Below are 26,992 nucleotides of genomic sequence, written 5' to 3'. Positions count from 1 at the left end.
CTCCGCACCGCAACCCGCCGCTACCGCCCCAAATACAGCAACCCAAAACCGCCGGAGCGAACTTAAAACTGGATAAAACTTGGGGGCAAGGTCACTTTCAACGACTTTTGTCACGCAGCCCCCAAAAGCATCAACCTAAATCCTTCCGCCACCTGCACCGCGCGGAGATGATCGGAAGTGTCCTTTTCGAATTTTACCGTCAGGGCTCACCGAGCGATTGACTTTTGGACGACATGCACGATGTGAGCCTCCCACAAGCGAAGATAGGTGCCTTCAGTGAAATCTCGGCTAAAGATGGTAGAAAGGGTATATCGGTTCGAAAGGTAGAAGAAACTGAGGGAAAGCACCGTCAGAAAGACATTGAGCGGATCTATCTCGGCAATGAAGGCACCGTGCGCGCTACCTTGGCGCAAATATTTCCCCAGCTCCCGAACCAGGTGGTGGTTCAGGAGGCGGCCATTAGGTGATCTGTGAATGAACTTGGCCCGTTGTAGATTTTCAGTTCCCAGCAAACTTAAAATCTCCGGATTTTCAAGAAAATAATGCCATACGAAGCGTACTATTTCTTCGACACCTTCTTCGGGTGCCATCTTGTGAAAGTTGAGACAGGTTTCAGCGATCCGCATCTTTCCGAGCGCGTGATCGAGCACAGCCACATAAAGCTGCTCCTTATCCCCGAAGTAGTGGTAGATCATCCGCTTATTGAAGCCAGACCTTTCCGCGATTCTGTCTATCCGCGCTCCACCGAAGCCGTTTTCTACGATTTCGTTCATAGCGGCATTGAGGATGTCCTCCCTCGTCTTATCGGGGTCACGATGTACTCCAGTCAAAATATGATCCATAGCCGCCAGTCCCTCTGACTCACATATTCGGGTAAACAGGGCCCTCACCGCCCTGCGGCGGCACCCAGTTGATGTTCTGGTTGGGATCCTTGATGTCGCAGGTTTTGCAGTGGACGCAGTTCTGGGCGTTGATGACAAAGGTTTCCTTGCCGTCCTTCTCCACCCACTCGTAAACACCGGCCGGACAGTAGCGGGTCGAGGGACCGGCATAAATGTCGTGCTCGGACGAGACCTGCAGCGCCATGTCCTTTACCTGCAGATGCACCGGCTGATCTTCCTCATGATTGGTGTTCGACAGGAACACCGAGGAGAGACGATCGAAGGTGAGGACACCATCGGGTTTCGGGTAAGCGATCGGCTTGTGCTGCGAGGCCGGTTCCAGCGAGGCGGCATCGGTCTTTCCGTGCTTCAACGTCCCGAAGATCGAGAGGCCGAACAGCTGGTTGGTCCACATGTCGAGCCCGCCGAGGGCGACGCCGACCGCCGTGCCGAACTTCGACCACAACGGCTTGACGTTACGCACCTTCTTCAGGTCCTTGCCGATGTCGCTTGAACGCCAGTCGTTCTCGATCTCGACCACCTCATCATTGGCGCGACCAGCGGCGATCGCCGCCGCGATCCGGTCCGCCGCCATCATGCCCGACAGCACCGCGTTGTGGCTGCCCTTGATGCGCGGCACGTTGACGAAACCCGCCGAACAGCCGATCAGCGCTCCGCCAGGGAAGCTAAGCTTCGGCACCGACTGATAGCCGCCTTCGGTGATGGCACGCGCGCCGTAGGAAAGCCGCTTGCCGCCCTCGAAAGTGGCGCGAATGGCAGGATGCGTCTTGAAGCGCTGGAACTCCTCGAAGGGATAGAGGTAGGGGTTCTTGTAGTTCAGATGGACGACGAAGCCGACGGCAACGAGATTGTCTTCCAGATGATAAAGGAAAGAGCCACCGCCGGTCTTCATGCCGAGCGGCCAACCGAAGGAGTGCTGCACGAGACCCTGCTTGTGGTGCTCAGGCTTCACCTGCCAGAGTTCCTTGATGCCGATGCCGAACTTCTGCGGCTCACGATCCCTCGACAGATCGAACTTGGCGATCAGCTGCTTGGCGAGCGAACCGCGCACGCCTTCCCCGATCAGCACGTACTTGCCGAGCAGTGCCATGCCGCGGGTATAGTTCGGGCCGGGCTCGCCGTTCTTCTCGACGCCCATGTCGCCGGTGGCGACGCCGATCACCGCACCTTCGTCATTGTACAGGACTTCGGTTGCGGCGAAGCCCGGATAGATTTCGACCCCGAGTTCTTCGGCCTTGGTGGCGAGCCAGCGACAGACGTTGCCAAGCGAGACGATATAGTTCCCATGGTTGCTCATCAGCGGCGGCATCAGGATGTTCGGCAGACGCACAGAGCCGGCCGGACCGAGCACTAGGAAGTGGTCGTCTGTCACCTCGGTCTTGAACGGATGGTCGGCTTCGTTGCGCCAGCCGGGCAGCAGACGATCGATGCCGATAGGATCGACCACGGCACCCGACAGAATGTGCGCGCCGACTTCAGCCCCCTTTTCGAGCACCACGACCGACAGCTCCGGATTGACCTGCTTCAGACGGATCGCAGCCGACAACCCCGCAGGACCACCACCGACGATCACCACGTCGAATTCCATGCTTTCGCGTTCGGGCAGCTCAGTCGTATCGGTCATCAGAGTGCTTTCTGCAGCTCCGGCAATACCTCGAACAGATCAGCGACGAGGCCGTAGTCGGCGACCTGGAAGATTGGCGCCTCCTCGTCCTTGTTGATGGCGACGATGACCTTGGAATCCTTCATGCCGGCGAGATGCTGGATGGCGCCTGATATGCCGCAGGCGATGTAAAGGTCAGGTGCCACGACCTTGCCGGTCTGCCCGACCTGCCAGTCGTTCGGGGCGTAGCCGGCATCGACGGCGGCGCGCGAGGCGCCAACGGCGGCGCCGAGCCTGTCGGCGACCGGCAGGATGACTTGCTTGAACTTCTCGGCCGAGCCCAGCGCCCGGCCACCGGAGATGATGATCTTCGCCGAGGTCAGTTCCGGACGCTCGGAGGCCGACAGCGCCTCCTTGACGAAGGTCGAGAGACGAGAAGAAAGGGCTGCCGTCGAGATCTCCTCGACGGCAGCAGTTGGGCCTTGGGGACCGGCCTGGGAGAACGAAGCGGTGCGCACGGTGATGACCTTCCTGGCGTCGGTCGCCTTCACCGTCTGGATGGCGTTGCCGGCATAGATCGGCCGCTTGAATGTGTCCGCCGAGACCACTTCGATGATTTCCGAGACCTGGGCGACGTCGAGCAGGGCGGCAACGCGCGGCATGACGTTCTTGCCGGTCGAGGTGGCGGCGGCAATGATCGTGTCATAGCTTGCCGCGAGTGAAACGATCAGTTCGCCGAGCGGCTCGGCCAGATTGTTGGCAAGCGCGTCGCTTTCGGCGAGCAGCACCTTGGAGACACCCGACAGCTTGGCAGCCGCATTGGCCGCTGGTTTGGCGCCCTTGCCGGCGACGAGCACGGTGACGTCGCTACCCTGCTCCTTGGCAATCATAGTTGCTGCCGTCAGCGCCTTGGCGGTCTGGTCGGAAAGGTGGTTGCCGTCGTGGTCAGCCAGAAGAAGAATGGCCATGGATATGTCTCCCTTTCTCGAACCCTAGAGGACGCCGGCTTCGACTTTAAGCTTTTCGACCAGCTCGGCGACCGACTTGACCTTGACGCCCGCCTTGCGGCCGGACGGCTCTTCGGTCTTCAAGACCTTCAGGCGCGGCGCGGTGGAGACGCCGAAATCGGCGGGGCTTTTCTTGTCGAGCGGCTTCTTCTTCGCCTTCATGATGTTCGGCAGCGAGGCATAGCGCGGCTCGTTCAAGCGCAGATCTGATGTGACGACGGCCGGGAGCTTGACGTCGATGGTCTGCAGGCCGCCGTCGACTTCGCGCGTCACGGTTGCCTTGCCATCACCGATTTCGATCTTCGAGGCGAAGGTTGCCTGCGCGGTGCCGAGCAGCGCCGCCAGCATCTGGCCGGTCTGGTTGGAATCGTCATCGATCGCCTGCTTGCCAACGATGATGAGACCCGGCTCTTCAGCGTCGACGACGCCCTTGAGAATTTTGGCAACGGCGAGCGGCTCTAGCGTCTCGTCGGTCTCGACCAGGATTGCCCGGTCCGCACCCATGGCGAGTGCGGTGCGCAGTGTCTCTTCAGACTTGGCAGGACCGATCGACACGACAACGACTTCCTCGGCCTTGCCGGCTTCCTTCAGCCGCAGCGCCTCCTCCACCGAGATCTCGTCGAACGGGTTCATCGACATCTTCACATTCGAAAGCTCGACGCCTGTGCCGTCCGGCTTCACGCGGATCTTCACGTTGTAGTCAACCACCCGCTTCACGGGGACGAGAATTTTCATATTGCGCTCCTCAGCAGACGGTACGAAAGCGTTCGACAAGTACATCAAGGACCTCGTTCGGGTCGCGTTTCCACCAGTTTTCCTTCGAGAACAACTCAACCTCGCACAAGCCGTCGTATCCTGCGTCCTCGACCGAGCCACGGATGCCGCGGATATCAGCCACGCCGTCTCCCATCATGCCTCGATCGAACAACACATCCTTGGTTTCCGCAAGCCAATCGCACAGATGAAAACCGTGGATGCGCTTCGCTCCTGCGCGGCGGAGCTGGATCGAAAGCTCCGTGTCCCACCAGACGTGATATACGTCGACGGCGATTCCGAGGTTATCAGCGCCGATCCGCTCGCATAAATCCACGGCGTCACGAACAGTTACCAAGCAAGAGCGGTCGCCGCCGTAGACCGGATGGAGAGGCTCCAAGGCAAGGTTCACACCGGCCTGCGCAGCGTATTCACAAGCAGCCGCTACGCGTTCGGCAACAAGAGCGAGACTGTCATGCATTCCCTTGCTGCCCGGCTCGACGCCTCCCACTACAATCGTAAGAACAGGCGCGTCGAGACCCGCAGCCATGTCGATCGACGCGAAAAAATCATCGAGAATAGCCTCCTTGCCCCCAGCAGCGAGCGGCCCAACTAGAAATGGCGACCGGCACAAGCCGGCTACCTTCAATCCCGCAGCCTTTGCCCTTTCTCCGATTGCAACCGAATTTTCTCCGATCTCGCGTCGCCAGAACACGACGCCGCCGTACCCTCTGGCCGCGCAGCCGTCGATAACCTGCTCCGGAGTCCAGCCCGCGCCGAAGCCCTCGACGTTGTGGCCGAGCGTCGCGGTGTTCAAAGCCAGGGCCGAATGATCGTTCGAGAAGTCACGCATTGCCGTCTACCCCGTACAGCGCCAGCAACTGCTTGAAGCGGTGGACGGCCAAGTCCGGATCTCGAAGGACGCCGCACTGGTCGGCAAGTCGGAAGACCTCGGAGAAATACGGGAGCGGTCGCATCGCATGGTGACCGTTCAGCATTACGAAGTGATCCTGGAAGCCATTCAACCAAGCAAGGAAGACCACGCCGGTCTTGTAGTACCGGGTCGGGCGGCGGAAGATCGTACGAGCAAGAGTCACTGTGGGATCGAGCGTTCTGTGGAATCCTTCTTTGTCGCCGGCCGCGAGCTGTGACATCGCGAAAGCAGCGGCGCCTGCGAGCGGATCGAAAATGCCAAGCAGCGCATGTGAATATCCGACGTCGTCGCCCGCGATAAGTTCCGGATAATTGAAGTCGTCCCCGGTGTACATCTTTACGCCGGACGGGAGGAGGCGTCGCATCTGGATCTCCTTGTCCTTATCAAGGAGCGAGATCTTTATACCGTCGACCTTCGCCTCGTTGGCAGAGATGATTTCGAGGCACGTCTGCATGGCCGTCTCGAAATCCTTGCCACCCCAGTAGCCGGCGAGAGCTGGATCGAACATGTCGCCAAGCCAGTGAAGGATTACCGGCCGATCGCAAAGGGACAACGCCTTGCCGTATGCCGAAACATAGTCCTTCGGGCTGCTGGCACTTGCAGTGAGCGCTCGGCTGGCCATCAGGATGACGTCGCTGCCGGTCCGCTGGATGGCTTCGATCTGCATGGCATACGCGCGATCCACGTCGTCCAGCGAACGCAGGTCTTTCGGATCGAGATGATCCGTTCCTGCGCCGCTAAAGACGAGCGCGTCCGGCAATTCCGACTTCGTACGCCGAACAAGCTCGAGGGCGCCTTCCCAATCGAGGCCCATGCCTCTTTGAGCAGTGTCCATCGCTTCAGCAATGCCGAGACCGAGATCGTGCAGGTGGCGGCGGAATTTTAGGGTCGCATCCCAGTCGACGACGGCAGACGTTCCTGGATTCGTTTCCGTGAAGGGGTCGGCAACGACATGCGCCGCGGAAAACACGCGCCTGTTGAAGTCACGGGAGAAGTCGGCGGCTGGAATGGGCCGAGCTAAGAGTTCGTAGTTCTCCGTCCGTCCGCGGCTGTCGGGAAGTGCTATACGCATGCTCATAACCTCTTAGAAACGTGGAACCAGCAGGCCGCCGTCCGCCGATAGCGTCTGGCCTGTCATATAGGGAAGCCCGCCCGTGGCGAGCGTCTGTACGATCCTGCCCATCTCGTCCGGCTGCCCGATCCTGGGGAAGAGAGTGAGGCCTTCCTCCGCGCGCCGCTTGTAGGTGTCCTTGACTGCCGCTGTCATGTCGGTCTCGATCAAGCCGGGCTGCACATCGAAGACTGCGATGTTGTCTTTCGCCAGACGCGCGGCAAAGACCTTTGAGATCATTGCTGCCGCGGCCTTGGAGGCGCAATACTCGCCGCGCAGAACGGATGCGGCAACGGCGTTCGATGATGTGACGTTCACCACGCTGTAGTAGAGGTCGGGTGACCTTTCGCGCGCAACCAGCCGGCGGGCGAACGCCTGCGTCAGGAAAAAGTGCGCCTTCGTGTTTACGGCCATGCAGCGGTCGTAGCTTTCTTCCGACACGTCCAGGAGATCGCCGCGTTGGAGAACGGAAACTCCGGCGTTGTTGACGAGCGTTGTCAACGGGCCGCAGGCTGCTTCGGCAGCGTCGAGCATGATTTCATGCTTGGCAAGAACGCTGACATCGGCCGGCACCTTGATAGCGATCACGCCCTTCTTGCGTAACGACGCTACGGCAAGGTCAAGCTCTTCGCTGTCGCTGAATCCGTTCAAGGCAATGTTGAATCCACGGTGGGCCAATGCCTGTGCGATCGCAAGCCCGATCCCTCTGCTGGAACCCGTAATGAGTGCGGCCTGTTTAGCTCCAGAGCTCATGACTGCGCTCCATTCTTGATAAGCTGGCGGGCGATGATCATGCGCTGGATCTGGTTTGTACCTTCGTAGATCTGGGTGATCTTCGCATCACGATAGAGGCGCTCGACCTCGAAGCCGCGGATGTATCCGCTGCCTCCAAATATCTGAACGGCGTCCGCCGTGCGGGCGACCGCCATGTCGCCGGCGAAGCATTTTGCCATCGAGCATGCCTTAGTCGCGTCTTCGCCGCGATCGATCTTGCTTGCAGCACTCCGAACGAGAAGACGAGCCGCCTCCACGTCTTTGGCCATGTCGGCTAGCATCCATTGGACGCCTTGGAACTCAGCGATCGCTGAGTTGAACTGCTTGCGCTGCACCGCGTATTCGAGTGCGGCCTCGAGACCTGCCTGACCGATGCCGACGGCAAGTGAAGCAATGCCGACGCGTCCCTTGTCGAGTACGCTCATCATCATATGGAAGCCACGTCCCTCTTCGCCGAGGAGCGCCTCTGCAGGAAGCGAGACGTTGTTGAACGTCAGCGCGCCGACCTGACTCGCGCGCTGCCCCATCTTGTGTTCCTTCGGCCCGCGCTCGACGCCTGCCTGATTCAGATCGACGATGAAGATGCTCATCCCGCGGTGCCCCGCGGTCTTGTCCGTTCGCGCAAGAACGAAGCCGTAGTCCGCGACTGGCGCGTTGTGAATCCAGATCTTTCCGCCGTTGAGCTTCCAGCCAGTGCCATCGCGCTCTGCCGAGGTGCGAAGGCCGGACAGATCGCTCCCTGCTTCCGGCTCCGTGAGGCAGTATGCGACCTTGCTCTTCATCGCCATGACGTCGCCGAGAAGCTGTTCGCGCTGCTGCTTCGTTCCGTGCCGCACCAGCAAGGTGGTGATTAGCTCGACGAGGCCGCATTGATCTGCGATCGACGCGTAGCCGCGCGATAGTTCCTCCATGACAACGGAGTACGCGAGCGTGTCAAAGCCCGGCCCGCCCATCTCCTCGGGAACTCCAATGCCGAACAGGCCTAGCTGGCCCATCTGCTCGTAGATCTCCGTCGGGAATCGTTCCTCTTCGTCCAGCTTGTGCGCAACGGGCCTAATTACGTCGTCGGCAAACTGTCGGGCAGTCTCTCGCACCTGTTCATGAATCTCAGTGAGCAGCATTCTAGCACCTTTAATTATGTAACTGGTTAGTTACTGGTCAACAAAGAAGTGGCATGCGGTCAATGCGACGGCAGCTTTCAGTGGTTGGCTCGGGCGTCACTCCAGGACAACACGCAGAAGGGTTCGTCGAACTCCCTCGCGACGAGGTTCTGGTACGCCCTGGAGGCATCAGCGGACGGTACGTTCCTAATCAGGCCTTCCGTCCAGATGCGCCCCTCGGCGAGCCAGCGCATGATCTTTTCAAAGCCAGAGAAGACACTTTGCGGCTGGTTGTTATACCCCTCCAAAAGCTGCTCCCACTTGAAGTTTCGTGACAGCACGGGCAGTTCCCATTCCCAGCCGCTCCGGAGGTGCACGAAGTTATTGAATACGGCGTGCAGCACGTCGTGCGCATGCAGTTCGGTGCGGCGTCGCCACGGCACGCCGACCAAGACCACCTCGCCATGGGGCCGAACGATCCTGCATCCCTGAAGAACCGCCTCTTCATGGCCCGAGCAGTCGGCCACGAGCGCGGCTCTTCCTGCGATATCGAGTTCCGCGAACGGCATGTCTGAATAGACGCGGGTAACCCCGGCAGCCATTACCTGGCTGCATCGCACCGGGTCTGGGTCGACCACGCAGACTTCGTACCCGGACAGATGGAAAAGTTGGGACGCAAGCAGTCCTACGGGACCTGCACCTGCTATTATGACGAGGTCGCCGGGCCGAGCCTTGGTGGACATCAAGGTCGTCATTGATACGCCGGCCAGCCGCGCAAGAACCGCGACCTCCGGCGTCAACTTCTGAGGAACCTTCAAAGCATGCCGGTAATTCACCTGCTGCATGCTTCTATGCGGACCCATGCAGAACAGATGCTCGCCCGCGTCGATACCACTCACTAAGGGCCCTGTCTCTTCTGCAACGAAGATCGCGGCGTAGCCGGGTCGGATAGGAAAGCTTTCTCCGGAAAGCCACGCGATCTCCGTGCCAGGGCTAATGAGCGTGACGACAGTACGCCCCCTCACCTCGTGTTGGCCCAGCGGAGGCAACTCGACATGCTGAAGCTCTGCTTTGTTCTTGGCTGAAAACACAATTTCAATCGCCATAGTAGACCTCCCAGTTCCGCATGACTTGATCATCCGCGACCTCCGAACCTCTCCTTCACCGACCCAGGAGGGCCGGCTTCGCAGGCTCAATCTAGCGGCGACCATAGCTGCTGGACGCCGTCCCTGGCGCATCCCAGCGGACCATTCATGCTGACAAGTTCGAGGAACTGCCCCCAGGGAGAGCGGAGATAAAGCCACGTCAGACCCTCCATCGGCCCGGTTTCGACGTAGGTCGGACCATCGAGAACATCGACGCCGCCATCCCGCAGACGTTGCGCCGCTGCAACCGCGTCATCCACCTGGAGCGCGATGTGGAACCCGCCCACCTCGCTGTTGCGCTTTAGTTCCAGATTTTCAGCTTCGCCTGAGTATTCAAAGAGCTCGATGTTGCTGCCGTTGCCGAGACGGAGAACTTTGATGTTCTCGATCCGGCAATGACCAGGAACTCCGAGCCTCCGACGCATGAACTCGTCGTCGCCATCGATCTTTCCGGTCTCCAGCGCCGTCACCGCCCCGAACACCGACTCGAAGAACTTCACGGCGTCGTCCAGGTTCGGAACCGTGAAGCCGATGTGTTCTACCCCATAAACCTTCATCGTAGTCTCCTCCCGTGAGCCGCCTTCAGCGCTCCAAGTATGTATCTAGTTAGTGCGTTTCTAGCGACGATCATGCTTAAGTGTCAACCCGGCGCGACGAAGATTGCTAAACTTTACGAGCAGTTACAGGGACTTACTCGCACATGCGCTTACGCACATGCACGCGTCCCGTAGCAGGAAGGCGAGCGCTGCGTTTTCGGTAGGATAGTTGCAGCATTCCGAAACAGCCCGCGGGGGCTGCGAAAGCCTTGTTCTCCCAGCCCCAATGCTCAGCGTGCAACCGCAGACTTCAAACGTCTTCCTCCCTATCGACGAACGCCTCCTCCCAAAGGACTTGCCACAAGCTCCATGATCTGCAATGTAACTAACTACATGGTGCATTGGCAAGGAGGAAGTCATGAAACCGTCTGATAAAAGAAAGTTTGGCCGCGTCGAGCTGGAAGTAACCGCCTTCGGGTTCGGTACCGCCCCCATAGGCAACTTCTCCTACCCGATCGACGAAGGGACGTCTGACGCGATGGTCCAGGCGTCGTGGGACGCCGGCGTCAGATACTATGATACGGCGCCGATGTACGGTCACGGGCTCTCAGAACTCCGTACAGGCCACTCTCTCCGCTGGAAAGAGCGAGACGACTTTGTGCTGTCTACGAAGGTGGGCCGTCTTCTAAAACCAGGTCGACGGAAAAATATCGACTTCTCCCCATGGAACAACGCGGCCGCGAACGTGATGGAGTTCGACTACACCTACGACGGGACCATGCGTTCCTTCGAAGATTCGCTTCAGCGGCTGGCGCTCGAGAAGATCGATATCTGCTTCATTCACGACATAGACGTCTTCACGCGCGGTTCCGAGCAGCCGGAGGTTTTCAAAGCCGCCATGGGCGGCACCTGGAAGGCGCTTTCAAAACTTCGCGACGAAGGCCTCGTGCAGGCGATCGGCGTCGGGGTGAACGAGTGGGAGGTCTGCCACGACGCGCTCCTGCAGCGCGACTTTGACTGCTTCCTGCTCGCCGGCCGCTACACTCTTCTGGAGCAGGAATCGCTCGACAAGTTCCTGCCACTCTGCGTCGAACGGGGCGCCGCGGTCGTGATCGGGGGCGGGTTCAATTCCGGCATCCTCGCTACCGGCGCCGTCGAGGGAGCCAAATACAACTACAGCCCCGCGCCGGCCGAAATCCTGGATAAGGTCAGACGTATCGAGGCCGTCTGCAGGGACCATGCAGTTCCCCTCCCGGCGGCCGCCATGCAGTTTGTCGTATCCCACCCGGCTATTCCCTCTTTCATAGCGGGAACCCGGACAGTGGAGCAGCTCCAGAAAAACATCGATTGGTTCAGCCACGATATCCCGGCCGAATTCTGGAGCGACCTTAAGGCTCAGGGGCTTCTTCGTGAAGACGCACCGATACCGGCGGGCTAATTGGAAGACTGGGAGGCCGGCATAGTGCGGCCTCCCAGGACATAAGTTACATTGTCACATATTCGCAAAGATACGCGGGCGCGGACGCGGCCCGGCAAACGCTCACTCTCGAATTCTACGCATGCCGCGGTTCGCGCTTACAGTCCGAGCGCTTCACTGGATCGCTGCGCGCGGCTTTCTAGTTTTACTCTATTAGGATTGCCCGGAAATCGTTTACATTCGTGCCGGTGGGGCCGGGCACGAAGAGCCCTCCGGAAAGCGAAAAGGCCGTCCAGGCATCATTGTTGGCCAGTAGCGCCGCGGCATCCTTCCCTGCTCGTCTGATTTCAGATATTGTAGCGCCGTCTGCGAAGGCGCCGGCGTTATCCTCGCTGCCGTCGATCCCATCGGTGTCGGCCGCAATGGCGTGGACGTCTGTGGTGCCATCGATCTCAATCGCGAATGATAGTAGAAATTCGCTGTTTCTCCCGCCTTTACCGCTGCCGCGCATGGTGACCGTCGTTTCGCCACCAGAAAGAAGAACTACAGGACGCGCAAACGGCCGGCTCCGGCTTACAACTTCCTTTGCGATCGCGGCGTGGAACTTCCCGGCCTCTCGTGCTTCCCCTTCCAACGCATCAGACAATATCACGGCTGGAATCCGATGCTGCTCGCACACGCGCGATGCGGCTTCGAGCGAGCGACCTGCGGACGCGATGACGTGGACTTCGTTGCCTTGAAAGCTCGGGGCGTCCGGTGCCGGTGCGTTGGCTTCCCCGCTTAAAAAATGACGCATCATCCGGTCGGGTAGCTTCAAGGCGTGGCGCTCGATCGCCGCCAGCGCGTCGGCACGCGTCGAACAATCCGGAATCGTTGGGCCGGAAGCGACCTGAGCTGGCACGTCGCCTGGTACGTCCGATACCACGAGCGTTACGACCTTGGCTGGTGCCGCGGCCAATGCAAGCCTTCCTCCCTTGATACGGGAGAAGTGCTTGCGAATACTGTTCATCACCGAAATTGGCGCGCCTGAAGCCAGCAAGGCCTCATTTAGGGCGATCTCGTCCTGCAGCTCGAAACCATTGGGAGGCGCAGGCAGAAGTGCCGAACCGCCGCCGCAGATAAGGGCGACCACCAGATCGTCTTCTGAGAGGTTCGCGACGGCCTGAAAAAGCTGAGCCGCTGCCTCGATGCCTGAAGCGTCAGGCAGGGGATGCGACGCCTCCAGAACTTTGATTCGCTGGCATGGAACCGCATACCCGTAGCGCGTCACCACGACGCCCTCCAGCGGACCGTCCCAGTTTTCCTCGAAAGCCCCGGCGAGCTGGGCGGCACCCTTGCCCGCCCCGATAACGACGGTTCTTCCCTTCGGCTTTTCGGGCATGAATTCCAGCAGCGACCGTTCAGGATCGGCGGCAGCGATCGCGGCGTCGAACAACGAGGTGAGAAATGCCTGTTTATCTGCCTGCATATCACCGTCCCTTGAATTCAGGCTTACGTTTTTCCCTGAACGCCGCCACGCCTTCTGCAAGATCTTGCGTGGACGCGATCGACATGGCAGCCACCGTATCAAGCACGCGCGAGCCTTCCTCCTCCTCCGCAACGTTGATCATCATCTTGACAATCTCGGTTGCAAGCGGCGCTCGCGAGCGAAGGTTCGCGATGAGTCCTGCGGCCGTGTCGCGGCCTTTGCCTCGAGGCACCACGAACTCGACAAGTCCCGCTTCAAGTGCCTTCGCAGCGTCGAAGATTTCGCCAAAGAGCGCCATGCGACGCACCACGGACGATCCAAATCGCCGAACAGTTCTCTGGGTGCCAGACCAGCCAGGTATGACGCCGATGCCTGCCTCGGGCAGGCCTAGCTTCACCTGCTCCTCGGCAATGCGAAGATCAGCGGCAGCCGCGAGTTCGAGGCCGCCGCCAAAAGCATGCCCATTGAGCACGGCTATGACTGGCACCCGCAGGCGTGCGACGGCGTCGAACGCATCATGCCCCCGGCGAATCCAGTCGCGTCCGAACTGCTGCGGCGTCAGAGAACCCCACGCCTTGATGTCGCCACCGGCCGAGAAGACCTTCTCCCCATCGCCTGTAACGATGGCTGCACGTACTGCCGGACGACCTTCGATCGTCCGGCAGGCATCGTATATCTGCTCGATGGCGTCGGCGTCGACGGCGTTAAGGCTCTCCTTGTGCCGAAGCGTCAGAACCGCAACGTCGTCCTCGAAGGACAGAACGACCCTGGAACCATCGTCGCTCATGCCGCGTCACGCTTGTTTTGTTCCTCATGGTCCGGTCCGGGCTGGAATAGCTCGGAGTCCATCGCCTTTAAATTTGGCGAGACCAGCAGCGGCGTCTGCGCCTGATCGAGGATATGACGGTAGAGGTCGACGCCCGGCGCGACCTCCGTGACCATCAGCCCGTCCGGCGTCAGCTTCATGACGCAACGCTCCGTTACGTATGTGACGTCCTGACCCTGCGCTATGGCGCGTGTACCGGAGAACGACACCTGCTCCACCTTCCCAACGATCTTCGCGACCTTCCCCTCACGTTCGATCACGAGCTTGCCGTCCGAAACGGAGAGCTTTGCCGCGGCGTTGAAGTAGCCAGAGAACACGATCTTGCGCGCGCGGGAGGTGATATCGACGAAGCCGCCTGCCCCTGCGGTCACATGCGGTCGCGCTGAGAGTTTGGACACGTTGACCGACCCGTCCTTGTCTATCTGTAGGAAGGACAGAAGCGAGCAGTCGAAGCCGGCAGCCTGGAAATAGGCGAATTGGTGCGGAGATGCTACAAAAGCTTCCGCATTCGAAGAGCAGCCAAACTTGAAGTCGAGCAACGGAATGCCTCCGACGGCACCCTGTTCGATTACCCATGTCACCTCGCCGTGGCGCCCTTCCTCCAGCAGGATCCTGGGAACGTTTGCTGAGATGCCGAACCCGATATTGACCGCCCATCCAGCCTGAAGTTCGCGAGCGACGCGACGCGCTATGACCTTGGCGACGTTGAACTCCGGAAGCCGGAAGCTGTCGAGCGGACGGAAGAGCTCGCCGGAAATCGCCGGGTCGTAAGGCGTCGCGGTAGTCTGAAGCTGATCGGGAGCCTCGACGATGTAGTCGACGAGAATGCCCGGTACGCGAACGTCGTGAGGTTTCAAAGTTCCTGACTGCGCTATGCGCTTGACCTGCGCGATCACGATGCCGCCGCTGTTGTGACCTGCTAGGGCGAGCTCCATTGCCCCAAGGTAGGCACCCTCATGTTCGAAGGTGAGGTTGCCGCGCTCGTCCGCGGTACTGGCTCTGATGATCGCCACGTCAGGCTTTATCGAGGGGAAGAAGAGCCAGTCGTCGCCAGCGAAAGTCTGACGGAAGACTATTGGATCGCGCTTCGCCGCTTCGTTCATCGCACAGCCTTCCTGTCTGGGATCCACAAAGGTGTCCATCCCGACCTTCGTCAGGACGCCAGGACGAAGAGCGGCACCTTCCCTCAAAATGTCGAAAAGGACGCCGCTTGGCACGTTGTAGGCAGCAATTTCGTTACGGCCAAGCATCTGCCAGATCAACGGCGGTTCGGCCGATGACGGACCTGACGGATAGGAGCCGCCGATGATTCTCTTGATGAGGCCGGGCTGGGCCAGATGGTCGACACCTTTCGTACCGAACATGTCTCCGGCAGCAATCGGATGAATGGTCGTCAGCCCCGTCGGAGCGCCCTCTTCCCGGTATCTTTCGCCAATCGCAGCAAGCACCGCGTCGGGGCAGCAGAGACCGCTGGAAGAGTTTACCGCGACGATCGCATCGTTCCTGATCAGCGCCGCAACTTCCGCCGCGCTCTTAACCTTCGACATGGACATTCCTCCCGCCCGTTGCAAGTAACTGGTTAGTGCGTTATAGGTGGTCGGGATCGTAAGTGCAAGTTTGAAAATCAACGCGTTTCTCCGACTTTTCTGGACGGGCGCGAGCAATGATCGATTCAAGAACTGTTGGAGGAGAATTGAAGATGTCGATTTGTTTTCGGCCGGGTTTGGAACGAGCTTTTGGGACATTCCCATTGAAGGGCGAGGAGCTGATCTCCACCTTCGGAGAAGCCTATAACGTAGGATACCGCGCCTTCGACACGGCGCAGATGTACGAAAACGAAGCCGACGTCGGAGCGGCGATCTCCAGGCATGCTATCAAGCGGGAAGAGCTATTCATCACCACGAAGGTGCATCCCGACAACTACTCATCAGACCGCTTTCTCAAGTCAGTCGAGGGCAGCCTTGAAAAGCTCGGGCTGTTCCGCGTCGATCTGCTCCTCCTGCACTGGCCCGACACGTCCGGCGACAATCGCGGGATCTTGGAGCTTTTGAGGGAGGCGAAACGCGAAGGCTTGACCGAGGCGATCGGCGTTTCGAACTTCACTGCGCGGATGATGAAGGAGGCGCAGGCTCTGCTCGACGGGGAAGTCGTGATCAACCAGGTGGAATTTCACCCTCTACTCGATCAGACGGTTCTTCTGGAAGCCTCGTTCGAGAGCGGCGTGCCGCTGTCGTCTTTTTCGTCCGTGGCGCGCGGGGCGGTCTTTCGGTATCCGGACTTCGAACAGATCGGCGAGACATACGGGAAGACGGCGGCGCAGGTAGTCTTGCGGTGGATCCTTCAGAAGGGCGTCACCATCAACACCATGTCGACCAAGCCTGAAAACATAAAGGCGAACTTCGACGTGATGGACTTTGTACTTTCGAGCGTTGACATGAAGCGTATCGACGCCTTCACGACTACGAACTATCGCTGCGTAGACAGTTCCAAGGTTCCTTGGGCTCCGGAATGGGATTGATCCGGGCTGAAACGCGCCCCCGGCGTGCGAAGCCTGCCGCGGGGCTGCTCGGTGAGACACATCGAATTTGTCTAGGCTCTGGAAACGATATTGAGGACAGGGGTGCGCGCCAAATAATGGGACGTCCATCGTAGCGCGCTCCGGCGTTGGCGTGCTGAGTCGGTGTTATTGCGCAGGTGGTCGCGCGTAAGGTAGCCGGCGGCAACGGGCCGCCGGCTACGAAGTTCATCGGTTGCCGCGTATCAAGTCCGAAGCCCGTTCCGCAATCATGATCGTCGGCGCATTGGTGTTCGATCCCACCAGAGAAGGCATAGCGGAGCTGTCGCAGACACGGATTCCCTCCAATCCGTGGATGCGAAGCTTGGGATCGACAACGGACATCTGATCTACCCCCATCTTGCAAGTGCATGTGGGATGGTAGGACGTACGGCCGAAGCGCCGCGTATAGTTTTCGAAGTCTGCCTGAGTCTTGATGCTATCGTCCGGGAAGCGCACTACCCTAACGAACTTTTGAAGCGACGGCTGGCGCATGATCTCGCAACTAATCTTCACGCCCTCGACTGCGATGCGAAGGTCTTCAGGGTCCGCAAGATAGTTGGGATCGACAAGCGGTAGATCGCGAGGGTCGGCAGATCGGAGGGTTACGCTGCCACGGGATTTCGGCCGGAGTACGTAGCTGTTGAGTGTGACGCCGGACGAACCCTTTGGTACCGAGGGAACACCGGCCTCGGCGCCGGCCCCCGCTAGGAAGTGAAATTGCAGATCAGGTCGCGTCTCCGATTTGTCGCCGAACCAGAAGGCGCCGCCCTCGACCACATTTGAAGTCACCGGGCCGGAGTTGAAGAGAGCGTACTGCAGGCCGGCCCACATCATCCACGGCAGAGCATTGTACTTGTCCAGACTGTCACGGGTTTTGATCTCGGCGACGATGTCTACCCCGAAGTGGTCGCTGAGATTCTGGCCCACGCCGGGCAGATCATGGACGACAGTGACGCCTACCGATCTCAGATGGTCGGCCGCTCCCACGCCGGATTGCATCAATAGCTTGGGGGTACCGATTGCTCCGGCGGTCAGGATCACCTCGGAACTGGCTCTTGCAACATGCGTCCGGCCGTTCAGCAGGTATTCGATACCTACCGCGCGGCTTCCCTCAAACAGAATTCGCAGGACAAAGGCGTTTGTGACGAGCTTGAGGTTGGTACGATCAAGAACTGGCTTGAGGTAACCGACAGCGGCGGAGCAACGACGATTGTTGCGGGTTGTTATCTGATAGATCCCCGACCCATCCTGACGCTCTCCATTGAAGTCCGGGTTATAGGGGATCCCATACTCCTGGCAGCTTCTTGCGAAAGCCTTCGTCAGGATATTCGGTTCGGGGATGTTCGATACACCCAGCGGTCCATCTGCTCCGTGGAGCGGACCGGAGAACACGGCGTTGCCTTCTGCCTTCAAAAAGTACTTTTGGATCTGGCTGAAGTTCCAACCCTCGGCCCCCTCCTGCTCCCAACGGTCGTAGTCTGAGGGATGGCCGCGAGTGTAGACTTCCGCGTTGATCGACGAACCTCCACCCAAGACCTTCGCCTGGGCGTAGGGTATGACACGATTCATCGCATGTTTTTGCGGTACGGTTTCGAGACCCCACGTGAGGGGTCCCGTCGTCATTTTCGCAAAGCCCACCGGCATGTGAATGAGCGGGTTCTTGTCACGGTCGCCCGCCTCGATCAAACACACGGTTGCCGAAGGATCTTCGGAAAGCCGGGTCGCAAGAACGCAGCCTGCCGAACCGCCTCCGACGACGATGTAATCGAACACCTTATCCATCATGAAATCCAGGGCTGGCGCTTTGCCAGGTCGACATGGACGGATTTGATCTGCGTGTACTCTTCGACGCCGTAGATCCCGGCCTCGCGTCCCCAGCCGGACTGCTTGAAGCCGCCGAGCGGCATCTCCGGTCCGCCTGCCATGATGGTATTGACCCAGAAGCGGCCCGCCTTTACGCGACGTGTGACACTGAGCGCCTTGCTGACGTCCGACGTCCAAAGACTTGCGGCCAATCCGTAGACCGTGTCGTTGGCGATCTGAACCGCCTCGTCCACAGTTTCAAAGGTAAAGCTGGACAGCACCGGCCCGAAAATTTCGTCCGTCGCAATCTGCATGTCCCGGCTTACGCCGCTGAATAGCGTCGGCTGAATGTACTGTCCGCCTTCATGGTCGAACACCGCGCCTCCCACCAACACCTTGGCGCCGGCGGACCTTCCCTTTTCGATGTAGTCGAGGATCGTCTTGTTCTGCGCTTCAGTGGTGATCGCGCCAACCTGCGTGGCCGGATCCAGAGGATTGCCGACAATGATCTTCTTCATCTTCGCGGCTAGCAGTTCCTCAAACTCCTGGGCGACCTTGGCCTCCACGATAAGCCGGCTGGACGAGACGCAGCACTGGCCCGTGTTGAAAGAGATTCCGAACGCAGCAGCGTCGGCGGCAGATTCAAGATCTGCATCGGCAAAAACGATGATCGGGTTCTTGCCACCAAGTTCCAGACCAAGCTTCTTGAAGTTGGAGTCTGCAGCCGCATGGACGCAGGCACGACCGACCGTGGTCGACCCCGTGAAAGAGATCATGTCGATGTCGGAGTGTTCCGTCATCGCCTGACCGATCGTCCGTCCCGAACCCGTGATGACGTTGTAGGCGCCGCGCGGCAGCCCGGCCTCGTCGAGGATCTCCGCAAGGAGAAGCGTCGTGACGCTGGTCACCTCGGAGGGCTTCACGACAAGAGTGCAGCCGGATGCAAGAATGAACGGAACGCGCTCGCAAAGGATCAGGAAGGGGAAGTTCCACGGCGTTATAAGACCCACGACACCGATCGGCTCGCGCAAGACCATCCCAAACAGGTTCTTTCCGAGATTGTTGAAGCTGTCTCCGTGGAGCGCGCGTGCGGCACCTGCCCCCGTCTCGAAGCATGCGATGCAGTGATCGATTTCGCCAAGCGCCTGAGAGATAGGCTTGCCGTTTTCCAGCACCTCCCAGTACGCTACCTCTTCGCGGCGCCGCTTCATGATTTCCGCTGCGCGAAGAAGGACGCCAGCGCGTTCAGCGCCGGAAATGTCCGCCCACGATCCGTTTTCGAAAGCTCTCCGAGCCGCGGCAACGGCATCGTTCAGGTCTTCGACGGTGCATCGTACGGTACGCGATACGGGAACGCCGTGGCCGGGCGAGGCCCGTTCGAACCGCTCGTCTCGGCCTTTCCATTGGCCATCGATGAAATAGCCGAATTCTTTTGGTTCGGCCGGAAGGCGGTGCCTTGGTGCAAGCTGGTCCATTATTTCCTCCATCGTCTATTTCATCGCTTAACGGCGAGCTAGATTTATCAGAACGTTACTTATGCCACTTGGAGCTGGGTTTTAAGATCGTGAATTCTTGTCGGCAGGCTCTCGAAAGCTTCCTGTATCTGGCCGATCGGAAATACCGCGCCTGTAAAGCGCCTCAGATCGAAACGTCCGCTTGCCAGCAGCTTTAGCGCCTGATGCATGTCTTCTCCCATCGCCGCCACCGAGCCCTTCAGGCCGTTTTCCTCAAGCACTGTTGTGAGAATTGGAACAGCAACTTTGTCCTGAGGCCCGGTGATGCCAAAGAAGGCCACGTGACCGCCCTTTCGAATGAGGTCGAAAGCGAGCTCGTAGAGCTTGGGCAAGCCGACACTCTCGATGACGAAGTCGGCTCCGATGCCGCGGGTCGCCCGAAAGACTTCGCCCTTCAGGAGTGCCGGGTCTGAGATCGCGACGTCGGCGCCGGCCTCAAGCGCGGCCGCGCAACGTTCGGACGAGAGATCGAAGACAACGATGGGTGCGGCCCCAACCAGCCGCATCATCTGGACATGAAGATTCCCAACAGGACCCGCGCCGAGCACTACGACGGAGTCGCCGATGCCGACGCCAGCTTTCTTGGCTGCTCTGACGACGCACCCGACGGGCTCGGTGAGAGCAAGGGCTTCCGGCGGTACGTCTTCAGGTGCTGGGATTACCAGCCTGGCCGGAACTGCCACGTATTCTGCAAAGGCGCCATCTCGGCTTATCCCGATCTGCTCGACTTCGGCACAGTTGAGGATTTCGTTGCGACGGCACCAGTAGCATGCCCCGCAGCCGATGTTGATGTCCGCAACCACTGACTGGCCGATTTCCAAGTTCCGGACGCCCTCACCTTTCTCCGCTACGAACCCGCAGAACTCATGTCCGGGGATCATCGGAAGGGCTTCGGCCGCGTAACGCCCGTGGAACATGTGAATGTCGGTCCCGCATATCCCTACCTGGGCGACCTTGACGAGAACGTCCTCGCGGCCGATTGGCGGAACCGGCACGTCGCGCAGTTCGAAGCGCCCAGGCTCGACCAGAACCGCGGCTCTCATGGTTTCACCCGCATCCATCTCACTTCACCGTCTTCAGCTTGGACCGGTCGATCGTCAGGGCAATCGCTATGATCAGAACGAGGCCAAAGACCATCTGCTGCTGCGTGGCTTCGATGCCGAAGTAGAGCATCGAGGAGCGAATTACGGCAACGATCATCGCGCCGATCGCCGTGTTGAGAACGCCTCCGACTCCGCCTGTGAGTGGTGTGCCGCCCACCAGAACCGCTACGATCGCGGGGAGAAGGAAGCCGTTGGCAATAGTAGGCGCGCCTCCCGACAGCTTCACCGCAAAGAGCAGACCTGCGATGGCTGCAAATCCCCCTGATATCGCAAAAGCGAGGATCTTGTAGAAACCAACGTCGACGCCCGATGCCGCAGCAGCAGGTTCACCCGCCCCTACTGCCTTGAACACCCGGCCAAGCCGCGTGCGGCGCTCGATGAACAGGCAGGTCAGAAGGAGACCAGCAGCTATGAAAAGCTCGTTTGGAACAATTCCGACATGACCGATCATCCAGCCGAAAGTCTCGTCTCGCTGCGTCGCATCCATGTTAAGCGCTCGTTGACCCGACAGCCACTGGGCTACCGAGAACGCGAGACCACCAACTGCAAGCGTGCTGATGAACGAGGGCACGAAGAGGCGCGTTGTCGCATACCCGGAAATCATGCCAAGCACGAACCCACAGGCTATGCAGAGGACGCCAACCCATGCACCAAGGCTTGCCAGGTAGACGGAGGCGATGACGGTTACCATGTTCGCCATCGATTGCGCCGACAGGTCAATCCCGCCGATGTAGATCGCGAAGGTCAGTCCAAGCGCCATTATAAACAGGGGCACGATGTCGCCCGCGAGTTCCAGCAGGTTCGTGAGTCTCAGGAAGTCCGGGTTTGGTATCCCGACGATCGCAAGAAGCGCCACGAGCGTAATCCAAGGGAGATGAGGTTTTAGCCGGTTCATGTTCATTTCGAGACCTCAGATCATGTAATGCAGAAGGTCGAAGAGCGAGGGCTTCGAATCTGTCTGATACGGGAACGACTTCGTCACGCGCCCGTCCTTGATGACGACGATCGTGTGGGCAAGACCGATTGCTTCCTCCAAAGTGTCTGCAACGAGCACGATACCGACGCCTTGGGATGACATATCCCGGACCATCTCGTACACGTCCTCCTTTGCGCCAATGTCGAGCCCGCGCGTGGGGTGATCGAGCAGCATGATATCCGATCCGCCTGACCTCCACTTTGCCAGCACCACCTTCTGCTGGTTCCCGCCCGATAGATTGCCGCAGTCGGCATATTCGGAATGCGCCTTGATCGACAGCTTCCGGATCCAGTCGCGCGCAAGCGATCGCTCCTCCCCAACCCTCATGATGCCCGCGTTGGACCTGCGTCCGAGTTGCGAGAGAGTCATGTTCTCGTACACGTTCATCCCGGCGACGATGCCCTCGACCTTGCGCTCCCTCGGAACGTAACCGAGGCCCATGGCGACCGCGCGCATTGGGTTGAATCGGGATGGCGACTTTCCTTTGATTCTCAACCGCCCCTTGGTCGGAGACAGCATCCCGTAGATCGCCCTCATGATGCCTTCGCGTCCCGAACCCTCCGTACCGACCAGGCAGACGACTTCGCCGGCGTGTACCTTGAGCGATACGTCACGGACTTTTCCGGGCAGCGAAACGTTGTCAAGTTCAACGAGGACCTTTGACGCGTCGTACGGCACCTGCTTTGTCTCGCGATAGTATTCGCGATCGATATTGCGTCCGACCATCTTGTGCTGGATGGCGTCTACGTCCGCGTCGCCGCTCTTGACCACGTCCACAACGTGGCCGTCCTTCATGACGTAGACGCGGTTACTCAACTCCATGACTTCGTCCATACGATGGGAGACGAAAATGAAGGAGGCGCGTGTGGTCAGCTCGCGTACGAGCTTGAAGAGCAGCTTCACCTCTTCCTGGCTCAGTACGGAAGTCGGCTCGTCGAGCAGGATGATGAGGTCGCCCTTTACGCGCTCCTCGAGCGTCAGTACCTTTGCAAGTTCGACCAGCTGTCGCTGCGCGAACGAAAGCTTAGACGTCGTGGTCGCTGGATCGATATCTAGTTTTACTTTCGCCAGCTGAAACCGCGCCGCTTCCGCCATCGCCCGCCAGTTGACCACGCCCGCCCTTGTGAACTGCGCCTCGTAGCCAAGGAAGATGTTCTCCATCACGCTCAGATTGGAGATGAGAGACTGTTCCTGGAAGACCATGCCGATGCCGTGTTCCATGGCCTGGCGCGGGTTGGCGAACCGCACCGCCTTGCCGTTGATGGTCACGTGGCCGGAGTCGGGTTGGTAGGCGCCGTAGATCACCTTCATCAGGCTCGATTTGCCTGCGCCGTTCTCGCCGACGAGGCCGACAATCTCGCCGCGCCCGATCTCGAAGTTGACGGCCTTGAGCGCATGTACGCCGGGAAACCGCTTGTCGACTGCTTTCAACTGAAACATGACAGCCTCACTTCACGAAGGAGATCGAGTAGCGGTCGGTGGAAAGCACGACCGATAGGATGACGAGAGCCCCCAGCACGCCCTGCTGCATGAAATCGGGCAACCCGATAACGACCATGCCGTTGTTGATCACCCCGACGATTAGAACGCCAACCAGCGCGTTCCAGACGCCGCCTATTCCGCCCCACAGCGCGACGCCGCCTACCACTACCGAAGTGATTGATACGAACATGAAGTTAGCGCCCGTGATCGACTCCGCCTGACCGATGCGGCCAACGACCAAGATCGCTGCCAACGCGTAAAAGAGCCCAGCCAAGCCAAAGCCCAGGATGCGTACCCTTCCCACGTTGACGCCTGAAGCATGAGCAAGGTCCTCGCCGCCGCCCACCGCATAGAAGTTTCGGCCGAGGATCGTGTAGCGCTCGACGAACCAGGCTACCAGAAGACCGAGCAACGCGACGTATACCATGATCGGAAAGCCGAGGAAGCGAACGGTCAGCATACCGCGGAAGATGGGATCGGACACCTTCACTATATCGCCCCCGGTCAGAAGGATGCCGGCACCGGTCCCTATAAAGCCCATGGCAAGACTTGCCATGAAAGACGGTATTCGAAGGCGTACATGCACGAGGCCGTTCACGATTCCAATCAGCCCGCCGATCAGCAGCGCCAATGGGATGGCAAGCCAGCCAAGTCCGGCGAGCGATCCACCCAAGGCCGCGAAAATGTAGGCGAACAGCACGGCGGTGAGTGTCACCGCTCCTTCCATGGACAGGTCTATCGATCCCATAACGATGATGAACGTAACGCCGACGGCGACCATCAACGCGGGGGCCGCCGCAACGGCAATACGTGAAAAGTTCCGGACGGAGAAGAACGTTGGATTGATGGCTGTGAACAGGATCACAAGGGCTACGAGCACCAGCAGGGGCGCCCACTTAATAAAGTTCTCTCGCGATACCGATACCATCGACCGCTCCTCCACCTCTATCCAAGAACTAAGGCTGCGCCCCCACTCCCAGCGCGCGCAGCCAACCCTTATCAGCCGCTGTACTTGATCTGGCCCTTGGTCGGGGTCCAGAAGTCTTTCCAGTCGTATTTCGGCGTCTGGTCCATGTACTTTGTCTTGAAGTCGGCAGCGTCCTTCTGGGTGATCAGGATCGTCGGGCCGTAGAACTCGCGATGTTCCTTAGGCTCTTCCGACGGCTTGAACGCGCCGGTGGCAGCGTAGTATGCGAGCGCGGCGGAAATGCCACCACCCCAATGAGGATTGGTGAACACCGTCGCGAGCAGTTTCCCTTCCATGACGAGCTTCACGGCGTCCGGATTGCCATCGTAGGAAACGATCGGCATGTCGTCGATACCCTCGGCACGCAGCGCCTCGATGACGCCGTAGGCGATGTTGTCATTCGCGCAATGCACGCCCTTGATCTTGTCGCCGTAGCGGGTCAGGAAGGACGACATGAGTGCGGCCGCCTTCTGGGTGTCCCAGTCGGCCGGCTGCGCGTCGAGGATCTCGATCTTCGGGTATTCCGCAGCCGCTTTCTTGAGGCCAGCCAAACGCTCGATGGCAGGATTGTTCGCCGCGATGCCGCCGAGGTGGACGACGCCACCTTCGCCTCCAATCGCTTCAAAGAGGATCTTCGCCGTCTGGGACGCCGGCTCGATGTCGGACCATGTCATGTGGCTCACGTAGTTGTCGCCGAAATCCCAAGGATGCAGGTCGTCTGTCTTATTCCAGATCGTCGAAATGTAACCACCGGCCGCCTTGACGGCCTCGACGACGGGACGTGCATTGGGGCTGTCGTTGGCGTCGCAAGCGATAGCGCATTTGCCGTTGTTCTTGGCGAGGAACGCCTTGATATCCGCGAGTGACTTTTCTGACGAACCTTCGTTGATCAGGCTCACAAGATCGCCCTTCTGCTTTCCGATGGATTCGACGAACGCTTCGCCGCCGGAGACGATAGCGTTCCAATAAGCGTTCGCGCGGTCACGGTAGCTCCAGCCGATCGCCGGGTCGCTGATTGCGGCGCGGGCGGCACCACCAAGACCGGGCACCATAAGTGCCCCGGCCCCAACTGCGGAAGCGAGCATGAAATTGCGGCGCGAGACCATCTCGCGTTCGATGAAGTCCTTGATAAAGGTCGACATGACTTTCCTCCCGTTACGGTCAAAAATACGTCGTTGAGAAGCCGCCGGCGCGCCGTTCTCGAGACGCTGGCCATCGAAGCTTTTCCTCGAAACGCACTAACCAGTTACTTGGTAGTGGGGGTGTTCGTCAAGTCCAAACTGTTGACGCCCGTCTACTTTTATGCACCAACTGGTTCGTGTATATTGACGTCTGGTTGCATCATTCTCTCGGAGACGAAGCATTGGATACGAAAATGAAAACAGCAAAGACGGTCAAACCCCCGCGGGACGCGGAAGCGACAAAGGCGCGCATTCTGGAGGCCGCCAAAAAGGAATTCGCCCGCAACGGCCTCGCCGGAGCACGAGTTGATGTGATCGCGGAGCGATCGCTCAACAACAAGCGCATGTTGTACCATTACTTCGAGAGCAAGGATAAGCTCTTCCAGATGGTTCTGGAGCAGGCTTATGTCGATATCCGAACCGCGGAGCAGAAACTCAACCTCGAGGCTCTGGATCCCAAGGAAGCCCTCGAAACTTTCGTCAGGTTCACCTGGGGCTACTACCTCAAGCACCCGGAGTTTATCACTCTAGTCAACAGCGCCAACCTCCATCGCGCAAAGCACCTGAAAGGCTCGCAAGTCATCAAGGCTACCAACCGCAAGCTCGTCAGCCTCGTAACCGGAATCCTCGATCGCGGCGTCGAAGCCGGAGTATTCCGCAAGGGCATCGATCCAGTGCAGCTCAACATAACCATCGCTGCGATCGGATACTACTACCTCACCAACCGCTTCACCGGGTCCATCATCTACGAACGGGACCTGATGGACAAGGACGCGCTCGATCAACGAGTCGCTTTCAACGTCGAAACGATTATGAGGATGGTCTGCGCATAGCAGGCCTCACCTACTCCTTGTTCAGCGCCGCTTGAGCACACGCCACGTCCTCGAAGTCCTGTGCCCCTACGGTCCGATGCCTCCGGCGACGACACCCTCACGTTTGATTGGCAAGCCGCCGCCCCAAACAAGAAGCCGCTCAAGGTTAGGGGTACACTCCCGGCCCTAAAGGACCGGGCTTCCCGTCCACCGGTGGCCACGGCCTCCGGCAAGGGGAAACGTTTGTCACCAAGCCGCCCGTGCCCCGCCGAGGGTTTCCGACTTGGGTCTGAGAAACCGACATCATCTCATTGCCGTTGCGCACCAGCGTTTTGTTCACCGGGTTCAACCCCGTCGGGAACGTTGACGGTTGCACGGGGCACATTCGCGTTGACGCGATCGGACATGTGCCTTGCAACTGGACGAGGCGTCGAACGCACGATGTATGCTCGCAAAAGCTCGATTATTGCGGACCTCGTCTTTTGGCTTGGGATTTTCGAAAAAGCGATATTGAGTTCCATCCCCTCTTTCGAATTGATACCACTAACAAACTCAATACCGTTGAAATCTCTGCGTGTGCTAGGTTCCGGAAAGAAATACGAAATCGGTACATTGAGGGCAGCAGCAATCTCAGACAGTCGACCGCTCCCTATTTGGCTGACCCCCTGTTCGTATTTCTGAATCTGTTTGGAAGCTATTCCCACTATCTCCGCCAGAGAAAACTGAGACATTCCCAGAGCCCTACGACGCTCTCGAATTTTTCGTCCGACCTCTAGGTCGACGGCTTGTGCTGACTTAGGTCTGGGCATTGACCGCTCCTAATTGCGCGACTGGCGAATTGCTACGTGCGCACAGCTGGCTCGGATCACTCACGTATTCGTGCTGTTAAGGCTGCGGACGGAGGGCAGCGCAACACCGACAGATAAGCTGACCTTGCCCCCAAGTTTTATCCAGTTTTAAGTTCGCTCCGGCGGTTTTGGGTTGCTGTATTTGGGGCGGTAGCGGCGGGTTGCGGTGCGGA

General features: G+C 59.2%; 25 protein-coding genes. 4 read left to right on the top strand and 21 right to left on the bottom strand.

What is annotated here, in order from left to right:
* A partial coding sequence (locus FHX16_RS30365; RefSeq protein WP_259132007.1) for a hypothetical protein occupies positions 1-221 on the top strand: 221 nt, incomplete at its 5' end.
* On the opposite strand, the gene FHX16_RS30360 is transcribed toward FHX16_RS30365, so the two are convergent.
* From FHX16_RS30360 to FHX16_RS30315, 10 genes are all read right to left on the bottom strand, one after another.
* Positions 207-842, bottom strand: a complete 636-nt coding sequence (locus FHX16_RS30360; RefSeq protein WP_183864819.1) for a TetR/AcrR family transcriptional regulator — start codon at positions 840-842, stop codon at positions 207-209. The two genes, FHX16_RS30365 and FHX16_RS30360, sit on opposite strands and share 15 nt — an antisense overlap.
* Before the next feature lie 19 nt (positions 843-861).
* A complete protein-coding gene (locus tag FHX16_RS30355) occupies positions 862-2,526 on the bottom strand; it encodes an electron transfer flavoprotein-ubiquinone oxidoreductase (protein ID WP_259132005.1) in 1,665 nt (554 codons plus the stop codon).
* On the bottom strand, positions 2,526-3,473 hold the full coding sequence (locus tag FHX16_RS30350; protein WP_183864817.1) for an electron transfer flavoprotein subunit alpha/FixB family protein: 948 nt from the start codon (positions 3,471-3,473) through the stop codon (positions 2,526-2,528). Before FHX16_RS30350 ends, FHX16_RS30355 begins: the two co-directional genes overlap by 1 nt.
* 24 nt (positions 3,474-3,497) lie before the next feature.
* On the bottom strand, positions 3,498-4,247 hold the full coding sequence (locus FHX16_RS30345) for an electron transfer flavoprotein subunit beta/FixA family protein (protein WP_183864816.1): 750 nt from the start codon (positions 4,245-4,247) through the stop codon (positions 3,498-3,500).
* Between the two features lie 10 nt (positions 4,248-4,257).
* Complete coding sequence (locus tag FHX16_RS30340) at positions 4,258-5,118, bottom strand: sugar phosphate isomerase/epimerase (RefSeq protein WP_183864815.1); 861 nt, start codon at positions 5,116-5,118, stop codon at positions 4,258-4,260.
* Complete coding sequence (locus tag FHX16_RS30335) at positions 5,111-6,271, bottom strand: dihydrodipicolinate synthase family protein (protein WP_183864814.1); 1,161 nt, start codon at positions 6,269-6,271, stop codon at positions 5,111-5,113. The genes FHX16_RS30340 and FHX16_RS30335 overlap by 8 nt, the downstream gene beginning before the upstream one ends.
* 12 nt (positions 6,272-6,283) lie before the next feature.
* Entirely contained in the window at positions 6,284-7,063 is a 780-nt protein-coding gene (locus FHX16_RS30330; protein ID WP_183864813.1) for a 3-ketoacyl-ACP reductase, read from the bottom strand.
* Entirely contained in the window at positions 7,060-8,205 is a 1,146-nt protein-coding gene (locus FHX16_RS30325; RefSeq protein WP_183864812.1) for an acyl-CoA dehydrogenase family protein, read from the bottom strand. Before FHX16_RS30325 ends, FHX16_RS30330 begins: the two co-directional genes overlap by 4 nt.
* A 77-nt stretch (positions 8,206-8,282) precedes the next feature.
* On the bottom strand, positions 8,283-9,290 hold the full coding sequence (locus tag FHX16_RS30320) for a zinc-binding dehydrogenase (protein WP_259132001.1): 1,008 nt from the start codon (positions 9,288-9,290) through the stop codon (positions 8,283-8,285).
* 86 nt (positions 9,291-9,376) lie between these two features.
* Positions 9,377-9,886, bottom strand: a complete 510-nt coding sequence (locus tag FHX16_RS30315; RefSeq protein WP_183864810.1) for a VOC family protein — start codon at positions 9,884-9,886, stop codon at positions 9,377-9,379.
* A 397-nt stretch (positions 9,887-10,283) separates the two neighbouring features.
* Between FHX16_RS30315 and FHX16_RS30310 the strand changes: the two genes are divergently transcribed.
* Positions 10,284-11,303 carry an aldo/keto reductase gene (locus tag FHX16_RS30310; protein WP_183864809.1) on the top strand — a complete coding sequence of 340 codons (1,020 nt, stop codon included), beginning with the start codon at positions 10,284-10,286 and terminating at the stop codon, positions 11,301-11,303.
* A 184-nt stretch (positions 11,304-11,487) separates the two neighbouring features.
* Here the strand turns inward: FHX16_RS30310 and FHX16_RS30305 are convergent, their stop codons facing one another.
* The 3 genes from FHX16_RS30305 to FHX16_RS30295 are packed head-to-tail and all read right to left on the bottom strand — an operon-like array spanning position 11,488 to position 15,123.
* Positions 11,488-12,750: a glycerate kinase gene (locus FHX16_RS30305; RefSeq protein ID WP_183864808.1), complete on the bottom strand. Its 1,263-nt coding sequence runs from the start codon at positions 12,748-12,750 to the stop codon at positions 11,488-11,490.
* 1 nt (position 12,751) lies between these two features.
* Positions 12,752-13,537, bottom strand: a complete 786-nt coding sequence (locus tag FHX16_RS30300; protein ID WP_183864807.1) for an enoyl-CoA hydratase/isomerase family protein — start codon at positions 13,535-13,537, stop codon at positions 12,752-12,754.
* Entirely contained in the window at positions 13,534-15,123 is a 1,590-nt protein-coding gene (locus tag FHX16_RS30295) for an acyl CoA:acetate/3-ketoacid CoA transferase (RefSeq protein ID WP_183864806.1), read from the bottom strand. The genes FHX16_RS30300 and FHX16_RS30295 overlap by 4 nt, the downstream gene beginning before the upstream one ends.
* Positions 15,124-15,275: 152 nt before the next feature.
* Here FHX16_RS30295 and FHX16_RS30290 point away from each other — a divergent pair, with 152 nt between their 5' ends.
* Positions 15,276-16,094, top strand: a complete 819-nt coding sequence (locus FHX16_RS30290; protein ID WP_183864805.1) for an aldo/keto reductase — start codon at positions 15,276-15,278, stop codon at positions 16,092-16,094.
* A gap of 225 nt (positions 16,095-16,319) precedes the next feature.
* Here FHX16_RS30290 and FHX16_RS30285 read toward each other — a convergent pair whose 3' ends face one another.
* The 7 genes from FHX16_RS30285 to FHX16_RS30255 all read right to left on the bottom strand — a co-directional run bounded on the left by FHX16_RS30285 (position 16,320) and on the right by FHX16_RS30255 (position 25,120).
* Positions 16,320-17,915 (bottom strand): GMC family oxidoreductase, encoded by a 1,596-nt coding sequence (locus FHX16_RS30285; protein WP_183864821.1) that lies wholly within the window; start codon positions 17,913-17,915, stop codon positions 16,320-16,322.
* On the bottom strand, positions 17,915-19,411 hold the full coding sequence (locus FHX16_RS30280) for an aldehyde dehydrogenase family protein (protein WP_259131996.1): 1,497 nt from the start codon (positions 19,409-19,411) through the stop codon (positions 17,915-17,917). Before FHX16_RS30280 ends, FHX16_RS30285 begins: the two co-directional genes overlap by 1 nt.
* Before the next feature lie 59 nt (positions 19,412-19,470).
* Positions 19,471-20,493: a zinc-binding dehydrogenase gene (locus tag FHX16_RS30275; protein WP_259131994.1), complete on the bottom strand. Its 1,023-nt coding sequence runs from the start codon at positions 20,491-20,493 to the stop codon at positions 19,471-19,473.
* 19 nt (positions 20,494-20,512) lie between these two features.
* Positions 20,513-21,448 carry an ABC transporter permease gene (locus FHX16_RS30270; protein ID WP_246712807.1) on the bottom strand — a complete coding sequence of 312 codons (936 nt, stop codon included), beginning with the start codon at positions 21,446-21,448 and terminating at the stop codon, positions 20,513-20,515.
* Positions 21,449-21,463: 15 nt separating this feature from the next.
* Positions 21,464-22,969: a sugar ABC transporter ATP-binding protein gene (locus FHX16_RS30265; protein WP_259131991.1), complete on the bottom strand. Its 1,506-nt coding sequence runs from the start codon at positions 22,967-22,969 to the stop codon at positions 21,464-21,466.
* A gap of 7 nt (positions 22,970-22,976) precedes the next feature.
* Positions 22,977-23,939, bottom strand: a complete 963-nt coding sequence (locus FHX16_RS30260; RefSeq protein ID WP_259131989.1) for an ABC transporter permease — start codon at positions 23,937-23,939, stop codon at positions 22,977-22,979.
* 71 nt (positions 23,940-24,010) lie between these two features.
* Positions 24,011-25,120: a sugar ABC transporter substrate-binding protein gene (locus FHX16_RS30255; protein WP_183864799.1), complete on the bottom strand. Its 1,110-nt coding sequence runs from the start codon at positions 25,118-25,120 to the stop codon at positions 24,011-24,013.
* Positions 25,121-25,353: 233 nt separating this feature from the next.
* Here FHX16_RS30255 and FHX16_RS30250 point away from each other — a divergent pair, with 233 nt between their 5' ends.
* A complete protein-coding gene (locus tag FHX16_RS30250) occupies positions 25,354-25,992 on the top strand; it encodes a TetR/AcrR family transcriptional regulator (RefSeq protein WP_259131987.1) in 639 nt (212 codons plus the stop codon).
* A gap of 287 nt (positions 25,993-26,279) precedes the next feature.
* Here FHX16_RS30250 and FHX16_RS30245 read toward each other — a convergent pair whose 3' ends face one another.
* Entirely contained in the window at positions 26,280-26,780 is a 501-nt protein-coding gene (locus FHX16_RS30245; RefSeq protein WP_259131985.1) for a helix-turn-helix domain-containing protein, read from the bottom strand.
* Positions 26,781-26,992: the final 212 nt, after the last annotated feature.

It is taken from the genome of Rhizobium sp. BK661, from assembly GCF_024808825.1.
Classification (GTDB): domain Bacteria; phylum Pseudomonadota; class Alphaproteobacteria; order Rhizobiales; family Rhizobiaceae; genus Rhizobium.
Note: the sequence above shows the minus strand (reverse complement) of the source record. Positions and strands in the feature narration are given on the sequence as shown.